10 protein-coding genes are annotated in these 12,754 nt (G+C 71.1%); 5 read left to right on the plus strand and 5 right to left on the minus strand.

Translation table 11 applies throughout. The annotated features are described in order from the left end of the window. Positions 1–26: 26 nt before the first annotated feature. The 3 genes from ACFYRY_RS30660 (at position 27) to bla (ending at position 3,381) form a co-directional block, all read left to right on the plus strand. The gene (locus ACFYRY_RS30660) at positions 27–1,148 is read left to right on the plus strand and encodes a homoserine O-acetyltransferase (protein ID WP_389152667.1); all 1,122 of its coding nucleotides are present in this window, start codon (positions 27–29) and stop codon (positions 1,146–1,148) included. Between the two features lie 55 nt (positions 1,149–1,203). Continuing rightward, positions 1,204–2,166, plus strand: a complete 963-nt coding sequence (locus ACFYRY_RS30665) for a TauD/TfdA dioxygenase family protein (protein ID WP_389152670.1) — start codon at positions 1,204–1,206, stop codon at positions 2,164–2,166. Between the two features lie 276 nt (positions 2,167–2,442). Continuing rightward, entirely contained in the window at positions 2,443–3,381 is a 939-nt protein-coding gene (bla, locus tag ACFYRY_RS30670) for a class A beta-lactamase (protein ID WP_389152672.1), read from the plus strand. Between the two features lie 65 nt (positions 3,382–3,446). On the opposite strand, the gene ACFYRY_RS30675 is transcribed toward bla, so the two are convergent. The 5 genes from ACFYRY_RS30675 to ACFYRY_RS30695 all read right to left on the minus strand — a co-directional run bounded on the left by ACFYRY_RS30675 (position 3,447) and on the right by ACFYRY_RS30695 (position 10,270). Then, positions 3,447–5,867, minus strand: a complete 2,421-nt coding sequence (locus ACFYRY_RS30675) for a serine hydrolase (RefSeq protein WP_389152674.1) — start codon at positions 5,865–5,867, stop codon at positions 3,447–3,449. A gap of 315 nt (positions 5,868–6,182) precedes the next feature. Further along, a complete protein-coding gene (locus ACFYRY_RS30680) occupies positions 6,183–7,202 on the minus strand; it encodes an aldose 1-epimerase (RefSeq protein WP_389152677.1) in 1,020 nt (339 codons plus the stop codon). Positions 7,203–7,218: 16 nt separating this feature from the next. Beyond that, positions 7,219–8,001: an ATP-binding cassette domain-containing protein gene (locus ACFYRY_RS30685; RefSeq protein WP_389152679.1), complete on the minus strand. Its 783-nt coding sequence runs from the start codon at positions 7,999–8,001 to the stop codon at positions 7,219–7,221. After that, on the minus strand, positions 7,998–9,032 hold the full coding sequence (locus tag ACFYRY_RS30690) for an ABC transporter permease (RefSeq protein WP_389152682.1): 1,035 nt from the start codon (positions 9,030–9,032) through the stop codon (positions 7,998–8,000). The genes ACFYRY_RS30685 and ACFYRY_RS30690 overlap by 4 nt, the downstream gene beginning before the upstream one ends. Before the next feature lie 107 nt (positions 9,033–9,139). Continuing rightward, positions 9,140–10,270, minus strand: coding sequence for a substrate-binding domain-containing protein (locus ACFYRY_RS30695; protein WP_389152685.1), 1,131 nt, complete (start codon positions 10,268–10,270; stop codon positions 9,140–9,142). A 148-nt stretch (positions 10,271–10,418) separates the two neighbouring features. Between ACFYRY_RS30695 and ACFYRY_RS30700 the strand changes: the two genes are divergently transcribed. Both ACFYRY_RS30700 and ACFYRY_RS30705 read left to right on the plus strand, forming a co-directional pair. Further along, entirely contained in the window at positions 10,419–11,477 is a 1,059-nt protein-coding gene (locus ACFYRY_RS30700; RefSeq protein ID WP_389152688.1) for a LacI family DNA-binding transcriptional regulator, read from the plus strand. 75 nt (positions 11,478–11,552) lie between these two features. Continuing rightward, positions 11,553–12,689 carry a serine hydrolase domain-containing protein gene (locus ACFYRY_RS30705; RefSeq protein ID WP_389152691.1) on the plus strand — a complete coding sequence of 379 codons (1,137 nt, stop codon included), beginning with the start codon at positions 11,553–11,555 and terminating at the stop codon, positions 12,687–12,689. The last annotated feature ends 65 nt before the right edge of the window (positions 12,690–12,754 follow it).

Raw genomic sequence — 12,754 nt, forward strand, 5'->3', positions numbered from 1 at the left:
CAGGCCCAGCCACGGAGGGAACCCGCGTGCGCCTGAACAACACCGGAGCATGGCAGCCCGGCGACCCCCCGGGAAACCGGCGGTTCGTCACCACCCACTCGGCCGACGCGCCGCTCACGCTGGTCTCCGGCCGGTCGCTGGGGCCGGTGACCATGTCGTACGAGGCCTGGGGAACCCTCGACTCCGACCGGAGCAACGCGGTGCTGATCCTGCCGCCGCTGAGCATGACCAGCCACGCGGCGGGACCCGCCGGGCCGGGGCACCAGGCGGAGGGCTGGTGGGACAGCCTGGTGGGCCCCGGCAAGGCGATCGACACCGACCGTTTCCACGTGGTCGTCGCCAACAACCTCGGCGGCTGCGACGGAAGCACCGGGCCCACGAGCCTCGACCCGAAGGGAGACCCCTGGGCCTCACGCTTCCCCGCGCTCGATGTCGCGGACCAGGTCAACGCCGAGGCCGCACTGGCCGACGCGCTGGGCATCGAGCGCTGGCACGCCGTCATCGGCATGTCCATAGGCGGAGCGCGGGCCCTGGAATGGGCCGTCTCCCGCCCCGACCGCGTGGGCCGGCTCCTTCTCATCGCCGTGGCCGCGGCCACCCGGATCGAACAGGCCGGCCACACCCAGGTGGAACTGGAGCTGATCCGGCGGGATCCGCACTTCCACGGAGGCGACTTCTACCACCTGCCCGAGGGCTGCGGCCCCCGTACCGGCGTCTCCCTCGCCCGCAGCTTCGCGCACATCCGCTACGGCACGGAGAGCTATTGGCAGGACCGGTTCGGCGGACAGTCGTGGTACCACGACTCGGACGGCTGCCACGAGGAGTTCCGCGCATACGTGCTGGCCCAGGGCGACAAGGTCTGGGAGCGCTTCGACGCGAACTGCAACCTGGTCCTCTCCGAGACGGCCCTGCGCGCCACCGTGGCCCGCGGCAGGGGAAGCATCGACGACGCGCTCGCCCGGATCACCGCCCCCACCCACGTCGTCGGCTTCTCCACCGACCGCGCCTATCCCCCCGAGACGCAGCGCGAGCTGGCGGCGGGCATCCGGGGAGCCCAGGTCGAGATCATGGAGTCGGACCTCGGACACTACGGCTTCATGCTCGCGCCCCACCTGGTGGAGCCGCATCTGCGCCGGACCCTCGGATAGCGGATTTCATCCCACTCGGACAGCAACCAACCGACCTGGCGAAGGGATCTTTCCCGTGACCTCCAACGCACCCGCAGCGACCCCCGGTACCGTCACCGTCGAGAAGGTCGGCGGCCGCATCGGCGCGGTGATCTCCGGCGTCCGCCTGGGCGGCGGTCTGGACGCGGCGACCGTGGCCGCGATCCGCGCCGCCGTGCTCGAACACAAGGTCGTCTTCTTCCGCGACCAGCAACACCTCGACGCCGACAGCCACGAGGCGTTCGGCCGCCTGCTCGGCGAGCCCGTCGCCCACCCGACCGTTCCCGCCGTCGACGGCAGGTACACCTTCGCCGTCGACAACGACCACGGCGGCCGCGCCAACCAGTGGCACACCGATGTCACCTTCGTGCCCGCCTACCCCGCCTTCTCCATCCTGCGCGCCGAGGTCGTCACGCCCTACGGAGGCAACACCCTGTGGGCCAACACGGCCGCCGCGTACGCCCAACTCCCCGCCCCGCTCAAGCTGCTGGCCGAGAATCTGCGCGCCGAGCACACCAACGTCTACGACTACGCGACCGTGCGCCCCGAGTCGGACTTCCCCGAAATCAAGCAGTTCTTCGAGGTGTTCCATTCCACCAGGTTCCGCACCGAGCACCCGGTGGTACGCGTTCACCCCGAGACCGGCGAACGCACCCTGCTCCTGGGTAACTTCGTCAACAAACTGGTCGGTCTGCGCGGCGCCGACTCGCGCGCGATCATCGCTGTGCTCCAGTCGCACATCGAGCGCCCGGAGAACACCGTCCGCTGGCAGTGGCGCGTCGGCGACGTCGCCCTCTGGGACAACCGGGCCACCCAGCACTACGGTGTCGACGATTCCGGCGACCACACCCGAGTGCTGCGCCGCGTGACCATCGACGGCGACGTCCCGGTCAGCGTGGACGGCCGCCGTTCCACGCTCCTGGAGCCCACGTCGGTGCCCGCCCCGGCGTACGGCATCGCCTCCGGCGCCTCCACCGAGGGCGCGCTCCCGGAGGCCTGACAGGACCCGTTCCGGGGGGAGGGGGGAGGGGGAAGGCAGCCGACGGCATGGCGGGTCGGGCGGCGGTCCGGACGTCTCATGCGGTACGTCCCGCCCGCCGGCTTGGTCGAATGCGTCCCTGACCCCAACCGGATCTCGCACGCCTGCGCGAGTCAATCACACGGCAGGATGGCCTAGTTGGACTCCGCCGACCTGGGCGCGTAGAACAGCGACGAACCCCGTTCGCGCGCCAGGCCGAGGCAGGGTACGACTCGGCTTCGAAAGCAGGTAATCCGCATGTCCCCAGACCGATCCGGCCCGTCCCGCCGCGCCTTCCTCACCGCGGCGGTCCTCCTGCCTCTGACGGGCTGCGGCGGCACGGGTGACCGATCGGCGGCCCTGGCGTCCCGGGCGCCGGCGGGCTCCTCGGCCTCGCCCACCGCCTCCGCGACACCCCTGGACCTCCCGTCGCTCCGCGCACTCGAGCGCAAACACGACGCCCGGCTCGGCGTGTACGCCCTCCACACCGGTACCGGAGCGACCATCGCCCACCGGGCGGACGAACGCTTCGCGTTCTGCTCCACGTTCAAGCCCGCCGCCGTCGCCGCCGTCCTCGATCGCCACCCGCTCAGTCGCCTGGACGAGCGTGTCACCTACGGCTGGGACGACATCAACTCCATCTCACCCATCACCCGGAAGAACGTCACCAAGGGCATGACCGTCGGTGAGCTGTGCGACGCCGCCATCCGGTACAGCGACGGCACGGCCGCCAACCTGCTGCTGCGCGACCTCGGCGGCCCCCGGCGGCTGACCGCCTACCTGCGAGGGCTAGGCGACAAGGTCAGCCGCCTCGACCACTACGAGCCCGAGCTCAACCGGGCCCGCCCCGGGGAGCCGGAGGACACCACCACGCCCCGGGCGATCGCCGCCGACTACCGCACGATCGTCCTGGGTGACGCGCTCGCCGCCGAGAAGCGATCCCTGCTCACCGATCTCCTGGTACGCAACACCACCGGCGGCAACCGCATCCGGGCCGGCCTCCCCGATGACTGGCGGGTCGCCGACAAGACCGGTACCGCCACCTACGGCCGCGCCAACGACATCGCCCTCGTGTGGCCGCCCCGCTCCGCCCCCCTCGTGATGGCCGTCATGTCCGAGCGCTCCGAACGCGCGGCCGATCCCAACGAGGCGCTGATCGCCGAGGCCACCGAACACATCGCCGGCGCACTGACCTGACCCGGGCCCGCCGGTGCAGCCGTGGGCGGTCGGGCGCGACCGGCGCCCGACCGCACCCGCTCGCTTCACCCGATCCGCGTCAGCTTCGTTCCGAGGGACGGCTCCCCGAGTTCCGACCGCAGCGCCACCGGCACGCGCAGTGCCCCCGCGCCGCCACCCAGCGCCAGCTCACCGACGACTGTGCCGGCCTTCGTCCCGGCGGCGAGCTTCCGGCCCGCGTCGCGGAAGGTGAGCGTCAGCTTCTGCCCCGGTACCCCGACCGCCTTCAGGTCCTTCTTGGCCACCACCGGCGTACGGCCGCCCAGACCGTCGTCGACGTGTCCGACGACCTGGCCCTTCTTCACCGCCGTCGCCGAGGTGAGCGCCTCCCGGACGGCCTTGATGACCTTCTTGCTGTTGTCCTGCACCAGCCGCAGGCTGGTCGAGCCGTTGGGGTCCGCACCTGTGGCGTGCTGGTCCATCATCGAGCCCAGGATCAGTCGGTCCCCGCCGTCCACGGTCCTGTACGCGGCCCAGGACAGCGTGCCGCCCGCGGCGGTGTTGGAGCCGGTCTTGATGCCTCGGACACTGAGGCCGGCCACGATCAGCCGGTCGTTGTTGTTGTAGATGCGCCCGACCCCGGGGATGTCGGCGTTGGCCATGGCGACGACCGGGCGGAAGGACTCGAACCGCATGACCGCCTCGGCCAGCTTGAGCTGGTCGACGGCGGTGCTGACGGTTCCCTTGTCCAGACCGCTGGGGTCGGTGTACGTCGTGTTCTTCATGCCGAGCGCCTTTGCCGCGTCGTTCATCTTGCGGACGAACGCGGTCTCGTCCCCGGTCTTGGTGTCCCACCGGGCCAGCAGCCGGGCCACGTTGTTGCCCGACGGGATCATCAGCATCTTCAGCATGTCCTGGAGGTCGAACTTCTGGCCGACCCGCAGTCCCTCGATGCGTGACTCGTCCTTGGACTTGCCCTCCTTCACGGTCCGGGCGTCGACGGTGACGCTCGGGCCCGGCTCGTCCCTCTTCAGGGGGTGCTCGCGAAGGATCACGTACGCCGTCATGATCTTGGCGACGCTCGCCGTCGGGACGGGTTTCTGCTCCCCGAACGTCCCGACGGTGCCCGAGCCCACGACCATGACCGCGGCCTGCCCCTCCTCGGGCCACGGCATGGTGAACGAGTCCCCGCCGATGGTGAAGGACGACGCGCTCGCGACGAGGGCGACGGACGGCTCGGGCAGCGGGCGGAACAACTGGACGACGAGGGCCACCAGTACGAGGAGGACCACCAGAGGTGACCAGATCTTGACCCTGCGCAGCAGCGTGCGGACCGAAGTGGTCCGTGGCGGCGGGGTGTTGGTGAGTTGCGCGAGCAGGTCGATCGGGGAAGGGGCGGCGGCCGGGGTGTCCTTGGCGGCCTCCGCGCTCTCCGCGCCGTCCTCCGCGTCCTTCGTGTCCTTCGCGCCCTGCGGCTTTTGTGGCGAGGCCGGGGGAGCGGTCGGCTCGGCGCTCGGCAGGTCGGCGATGTTGATCGCCATGGTCTTGTCGACTTCGGCCGCGACCTGCGGGGGCCGCAAGGCGACCGTCCGGGTGTTCTCGGACGCCTCAGCGGCGTCGGCTTCCTCGGGCTCGTCCTCGGCGGACGCCTCGCCCGCCTTGTCCGATGACGCGCCGCCGTCCTCGGAGGGTGAGTCGGCGTTCTCGTCCGGTGACGTGCCGTCGTCCTCGGTGTCCGGGGCTTCGTCGGCGGGGGCGTCGGTGTCCTGATCCGGGGCGTCGTCGTGTTCCGCACCGGCAACGGCGTCGTCCGCCTCAGCCGCCTCCTCTGCCGGTGCGTCGGCGGCGGCCTCGGCTTCGCCTTTGGCCGGTTTGTTCCCACCCGCACCACCCGTGACGGTTTCGTCTTCAGCTGCGGGTGGCCCCTGTGGGGCGCCCTCGCCGTCGGCGGCCGCGGGCTCGGGCGTCTGCTCCGCGTCGACCCCGGCGCTCGACCCCTGCGTCTGCTCCGGAGTCTCCGGCTCGTCCGGCTCGTCCGGCTCGTTCGGCTCGTCCGGCTCGTTCGGCTCGTTCGGCTCGTCCGGCTCGTCCCGCTCGTTCGGCTCGTCCGGGGGTTCTGGGGTGTTCGGGTCGTCGGGCTGGTCCGGCTCTTGTGCCTGCTCCGGAGGCCCCTGCTCGTCCTGCTCGTCGGGCTGGTCCGGCTTTTGTGCCTGCTCCGGAGTCTCCCGCTCGTCCCGCTCATCCGGCTCATCCGGCTCATCCGGCTCATCCGGCTCTTGAGCCTGTTCCGGAGTCTCCCGCTCGTCAGGCTCCCCCTCGTCCCCCTCGTCCCGCGGCTCCGTCGGTTCCCGTTCCGACGCCGACTTCCGTTCCGGCGTCGGCTCGCCGGGCGGCTGCCCGCTGTCATCCTCGGCTAAGTCCGCGCCCGGATCGTGTTCTGCGCCGGAGGGCTCCGCCGGCGGGTCGTCCTGGTCGAGGACGCTCGTGTCGGGTGTTCGGTCCGCCATCGCTGTCTCCCTCGTGCGCTCGCGGCACATGCGTCCGACGTGACGGGCGGACGGGCACGTCACGTGACCCGACGCAGATGCCGGTGATTCTCGCCGGGCGATCCGCGGGCCCAGGGGTCGGGTCGGTGGTCGCCACGCGGCGGCGCGGCCAGCGTAACCGATCACCGTTCGAGGACGGCGCCGAGCACTACCGGCTGTGACTGGAAACCGACGTGGCACCGGCACCGCCCGGCCACCTCCTGACCGGCATCCCGGACGTGACCACCCCGCGTGACCGTCCCTGTCCGGTACGGGTGTTCCGCGCGACCGGGCGTGTCAGATTCCCGCGGAGGCGTATCTGACGCCGAAGCCGAACCGGCGCTGCCCACCGGGTTCCAGGGACAGGGCGGCGGCGTGTTCGGGGCGGTTGAAGGCGTCGGTTGTCGCCTCGACGGGTTCCAGGGCGATGGAGGTGCGGCGGTCGCGGGCCAGGGTGTCCCCGGTGAAGACGTGCATGTGTCCGCCGTACTGCCACACCCGCAGCTCGTCCCCGCTCGCCGGGTCGCTCAGTACGGTCTCGGCCCGGCCGTCGGGGCCCGGGGCCAGGTCCGTGAAGCAGGCGTCGATGACGGCGGGGCCCAGTCGTCTCGGCGTCCGGAAGTCCATGCCGGGGGAGTCGTCGAGGGGGAGCAGGGCGGCCTCGCCGGGCAGCGGGATGAGGGACGCGTCTGTGTGGATCAGGGTCTGGGCGGGGATGCGCAGGACCAGGTCGTCGATGGGCCGGGACAGCGTGAAGTAGGGGTGCCAGCCGGCCGCGTACGGGGCGGGGGTGTCGCCCACGTTCCTCGCGCGGATCTCGACGCTCAACTCGCGGTCGCCGACGGTGTATTCGACCGTGAGGTCGACGGCGAACGGGTAGCCGGGGTAACGGCCCGGCCGGATGGCGGTGCTGTGCAGCAGCAGCCGCGCCGAGTCGGCTGTCGTGGTGGCGTCGACGAGCTCGAACGGTGCCTCGCGGGCGAACCCGTGGTAGATCAGGCGGTCCGTGCGGCGACCGGGCAGCAGGTCGTGGTCGTCTCCGCGGAAACGGTAGCGGCCGTCGGCGACGCGGTTGGGGAAGGGGGCCAGCAGGCCCGCCCGTACGCCGTCCTGGGACAGCAGCTCCTTCTCGTCGCGGTAGCCGTCCGTCAGCTCCGTCGCCCCGGTGTCCCCGGCCGCCCCGCGCCTGACCTGCCAGCTCAGCAGCGTCGCACCGCGCAGGGCCAGGACGACGCGGACGCCGCCGTTCGGAGCGGAGACGACCAGGGTGGGTTCGCCGCCGAGGAGGTCCTCGGCGATCCGGTACTCGGCGGTCATCGAGCCGATGTCCCCTTCAGCTCGCCTCGGGGGCGAGCTTCTTCGCCCCCGTCATGATGGCCACCGCGTCCTCCATGGAGTGCGACTGCGGGGTGATGACGCCCGCGCAGGCGCCGAGGCGCTGGATGTGGATACGGTCGGCGACCTCGAAGACGTTGGGCATGTTGTGGCTGATGAGGATGACGCCGAGGCCCTGGTCGCGCAGGTCGCGGATGAGTCTGAGGACCTGTCCGGTCTCGCGGACGCCGAGGGCGGCGGTGGGCTCGTCGAGGATCACCACGCGGCCGCCGAACGCCGCGGTCCGGGCGACGGCCACGGACTGGCGCTGGCCACCGGAGAGCGTCTCCACCGCCTGGTTGATGTTCTGCAGCGTGCCGATGCCGAGCCGCTTGATGTGGTCGGCGGCCTGCCTCTTCATCTCGCCGGTGTCGAGCATCCGGAACACCGAGCCGAGGATCCCCTTGCGGCGGATCTCGCGGGCGAGGAAGAGGTTGCTGGCGATGTCCAGCGCCGGGGCCACGGCGAGCGTCTGGTAGACCGTCTCGATGCCGGCGTCGCGGGCGTCCTGCGGGCGCTTGAAGTTGATCTCCTTGCCGTCGACCAGGATGCTGCCCTGGTCCGGCACGAGAGCCCCGGAGAGGCACTTGATCAGGGTGGACTTGCCGGCGCCGTTGTCGCCGATCACGGCGAGGACCTCGCCGGGGTGGAGGGTGAGGTCGACGTCGTTCAGGCCGACGACCCGGCCGAAGACCTTGACCAGGCCCTTGGCCTCGAGAACGGGGGCGGTGGCGGTCGTCACGACTTCACACTCCGGATCCACTGGTCGACGGAGACAGCAGCGATCACCAGGACGCCGACTGCGAGAACTTGGTAGTTGGGGTCGATGCCGGCCAGCGCGAGGCCGTTGACGAAGACCTGCACGATCAGCGCGCCGATCAGCGAGCCGAAGACCACCCCGCGTCCGCCGAACAGGCTGGTGCCGCCGATGACGACGGCGGTGATGGACTGCAGGTTGGCGTTGAGACCGCTGTTGGGGTCGCCGCCGCCGACCCGGCCGACCAGGATCCAGGCGCCCACCGCGATGGTGAACCCGGCGAGCATGTAGGCGCTGAGCAGGACCCGGTTGACGGAGATGCCGGCCAGCCGGGCGGCCTCGATGTCGTCGCCGACGGCGTACAGATGGCGCCCCCACGCGGTGTAGCGCAGTGCGTAGCCGACCACCACGTACAGGGCGATCATGATCAGGACGCCGTTGGTCAGGCTCAACTGCCCGACGGAGACGGTCTGGCCGCTCCACATGAGGATGTTGCCCGGCTGCAGGGCCACGGTCTGGCCCTTGGCGTAGATGAGGGTGATCGCCGTGAAGACGCTGAGGGTGCCGAGGGTGACGATGAACGGCGGCAGTTTGATCTTGGTCACCAGCAGCCCGTTGACGGCCTGGGCGACGATCGCCACGACCGCCCCGGCCAGCAGGGCGAGCCCGCCGGGCCAGCCGTTGTCCGCGACCAGCTTCGACATCATCAGCGAGGCCAGCACCATCACGGCGCCGATGGACAGGTCGATACCGGCGGTCAGGATGATCACCGTCTGTCCGACGGCGAGTGAGCCGATGACGGCGACCTGCTGGGCGACCAGCGAGAGGTTCTGCAACGCGTAGAAGCGCTCGTTCACCAGGGAGAACACGATGGCAGCGAGCACCAGGACGATGGCCGGGCTGAGGGCCGGCTGACGGTGCAGCACCGAGTGGATGCGCTGGGCTGGCGTGGCGGGCCGGTTGAGGAACTCCTCCGCCGGTGCCGGTGTGGCTTGACTGTCCACGTGAGTGGTCACAGGGGTCCTTCCGGTTTCTTCCCTGGTACGGGCTCATGGGCTCGTGCGGTGCGGGTGCGACGCCGGTGCCGGGGCGGCGGCGGCCGGCGTCGCACGCGATCGGTGTGTCAGCTGCCCCAGCAGGCGGAGGCGGCCTGCGACGGGGACTGCACGGTCAGGCCGCCCACGGACTTGGCGGCCACCAGGGCGGTGCCGGTGTCGTAGAAGGTCTTGCCGTTGGTGACGCTGGGCTTGCTGCCGCCGCGGGCCAGCTTGGCGATCGAACTCACGCCCAGGGACGCCATCTTGCCCGGGTACTGGACGGCGTCGGCGGCGAACTTGCCGCTGGTGACGTTCTTCAGGCCGGAGCAGCTGCCGTCGATCGCGTAGATCGCGACGCTCTTCTCCTTGCCGGCGGCCTTCAGCGCGTTGTACGCGCCCTCGCCGGCGGGCTCGTTGATGGCGTAGACGACGTTGATGTTGGGGTTGGCGGACAGGCAGTTCTCCATCGCGGTGCGTCCGCCGTCGATGGCGCCCTGGGTGGGCTGGTGGCAGGCGATGGTGTACGTGCCGCCCTTGCCGCCGGTGTACTTGCCGCTCTTGGCTTCCTTGCCGTTCTCGGTCTTGCTGCCGGGGGCGATGCCCATGCCCTCCAGGAAGCCGTGGTCGCGGTCGATGTCCACGGAGACGACCTGGTTGTTGAACAGGTCGAGCATGGCGATGACCGCGGGCTTGCCGTTCAGGGCGGCAGCGGCGTACTGGCCGTCCAGCTTGCCGGCCTGCTTGTTGTCGGTGGCGTAGGTGATGTCCGCGACGCTCGCCGGGTTCGGCGCGGTGTCCAGGGCGATCACGAACAGGCCGGCCTGCTTGGCGCGGTTCAGCGCGGCGTTCACCGCGTCGCCGTTGGTGGTGATCAGGATGCCCTTGTCGCCGCGCGAGATGGCGTTGTCGATGGCGGTTATCTGGGTCTGGGTGTCCCCGTCGGTACTGCCCGCCGCCACGGTGAGTCCCACGTTGTCCTTGGCGGCCTGAGCCTTGGCGTCCTTCTGCATGCTCACGAAGTACGGGTTGGTGAGCGTCTTCAGGATCAGCGAGACGCCGACCTTGTCGCCGCCGCCCGAGGCGGACGAGGTGCTGCCGGATGAGCCGGAGCCGCACGCCCCGAGGGCCGCCGTGAGGCAGACCGTCAGACCGACCGTCATCGCCGCGGTGGTACGCCGACTCCGGCGGCCCGGCACCTGGTTGATTGGCATGTTCATGCTGGAAACCCTTCCGGGGACCGTCGTCGGCCGATGCCGAGACAACGTTGACTGACGGGATAGTGGTCCCCCATGGACGAGCGCGTCAAGACACTGGTAGACATGGCCACGCAACGAGTCGGTAACGTGAAACCGCTTGGAGACAACGATGACTCAGGACGAGCCGCCTTCACGGTCGCCCCGCAGCCGGCCCACCATGCGCGAGGTTGCCGCGCTGGCCGGAGTGGCCATCAAGACGGTCTCGCGCGTGGTCAACGGCGTCCCCACGGTCGATCCGGCGATCGCCGCCAGGGTCCGCGAGGCCGCGGACCAACTCGGCTACCGGCCCAACCTGACCGCCAGCAGCCTGCGCCGCGGGGACGGCCGTACGGCCACCATCGGCATGCTCGTCGAGGACGCCGCGAACCCCTTCTCCGCCGCCCTGACCCGGACCGTAGAGAACGTGGCGCGGGAACGCGGAGTGCTGGTGCTGGTCGGCAGCCTCGACGAGGACCCGGCCCGTGAGCGGGAGCTGACCCGGGCGCTCATCGACCGGCGGGTCGACGGACTCGTGATCGTCCCGGCGGGACGCGACCAGAGCTACCTGATCAGCGAGCAGCGGTCCGGCACCTGCATGGTCTTCGTCGACCGCGAGGCGGGCCTGTTCGACGCGGACGCCGTCGTCTCCGACAACCGCCAGGGTGCCGTCACCGCCGTCAACCACCTGCTGGCGACCGGCCACCGCCGCATCGCCTACCTCGGCGACCGGGCGTCCATCCCCACCGCCGCCCAGCGCTTCGACGGCTACCGGCACGCCCTGGAAGTGGCGCACATCAAGTACGACGACGACATCGTCCGGCACACGGGGGCCAGCGAGGAGTCCGCGATCGCCGCCACCGAGCGGCTGCTGTCCCTGCCCAACCCGCCCACCGCGCTGTTCACCAGCCAGAACTTCGTCACCATTGGGGCGGTGCGCGCCCTGCGTGCCCTCGGCCTCCAGGACACCGTCGCCCACGTCGGCTTCGACGACTTCCCCCTGGCCGACCTCCTCAGCCCAGGCATCTCCGTCATCGCCCAGAACGTCGAGCAACTGGGCCGGACAGCCGCCGACATGCTCTTCCGCCGACTGGACGGCGACCCGTCCCCCACCCGCACCGTCACCGTGCCGACCCGGCTGATCCAGCGGGGCTCGGGCGAGATCGCGGCCGGGGGCTCTCGCCCCATCTGAACGGGCCCGCTCTGCTTCTCCCGTTTTTTCGATGTGCCCCGAATGGCGTGTTTCGGCCAGTAGCATCATCTCCTCGTGCTCTGGGGGGAGTTCGGTATGTCGTTGGCGGAGCGGGCGTTGCCTGGAACCGGCGGGGAAGTCGCGGGACTGCGGGCTTCCTTGGATCGGTGGTCGGCGCGGGACGTGTTGCCGGGGGTGGCGATGGCCGTCGGGGTCGGGGACCGTGTGGTCTTCGAACACTGGACGGGGGATGCCTGCCGGTACGGCGGCGCGCGGCGGGCCTTAGGGCGCGACACACTCTTCGACGCGGCCTCGTTGACCAAGGTCATGGTCACCCTGCCGCTGGTGCTGACCCTGCACGCCCGCGGCGTCGTACACCTCGACTCGCCGGTGCGGCAGCGGCTGCCGGAGCTGGGCGCCGACAAGGCCGCCGTCACCGTGCGCCACCTGCTGACGCACACCTCCGGACTCCCCGCGCACCGGGAGTTCTGGCGGCGGTGCGGAACGTACGCGGAGGTCCTGGCCGCGGTCGTCGCGGAACCGTTGGTCCATGAGCCGGGAGAGCGGTTCGGGTATTCCGACCTCGGGTTCATCCTGCTGGGCGAGATGGTGCGGCGGAGCACCGGCCGGTCCCTGGCGGAGGCGGCCGACGGGCTTTTCGCGCGACTGGGAATGGACCGGTCGGGGTTCCTGCCCGGCCCGGAGCCCGACGTGGCCGCCACCGAAGTGGTCGACGGCGTGGCGCTTCAGGGAAGCGTGCACGACGAGAACGCCGCGGCCATGGGCGGCGTCGCCGGACACGCCGGCCTGTTCGTCACCCTCTCGGACACCGCCCGCTACGCGGCCCAGTGGTCCCAGCACGCACCGCTGCTGCTGCCCCACCCGCTGGCCGCCGAGGCGATGGCCCTGCACACCCACGACGGGCAGGGGGGCCGCCGGGCCCTGGCGTGGGTGGCAGCCGGGGACGCCCAGTGGGACCACGTCGGGACGGCGTGGCCGGCGAGTTCACGCAGCCACACCGGCTTCACGGGAACGTCGATCGCGGTCGATCCCGTCTCGCGGGCCTGGACGGTCGTCCTCTCCAACGCCGTACACGCGGGCAGGCCGCGACCCCGCCTGCGTGAGGCCCGGGAAGACCTGCACACACGCGCCTGGGCGCTGCTCCAGCGCCACCGGGACGACACCGTCGTACGGACGACGCCCGGCACCTGACCGGGCGGACACGGCAGGCACCGGCCCCTCACCACCCACCGCGCCGCCGCATCGGGACGGGCCTG

The organism is Streptomyces sp. NPDC005263, from assembly GCF_042872365.1.
Lineage (GTDB): Bacteria > Actinomycetota > Actinomycetes > Streptomycetales > Streptomycetaceae > Streptomyces.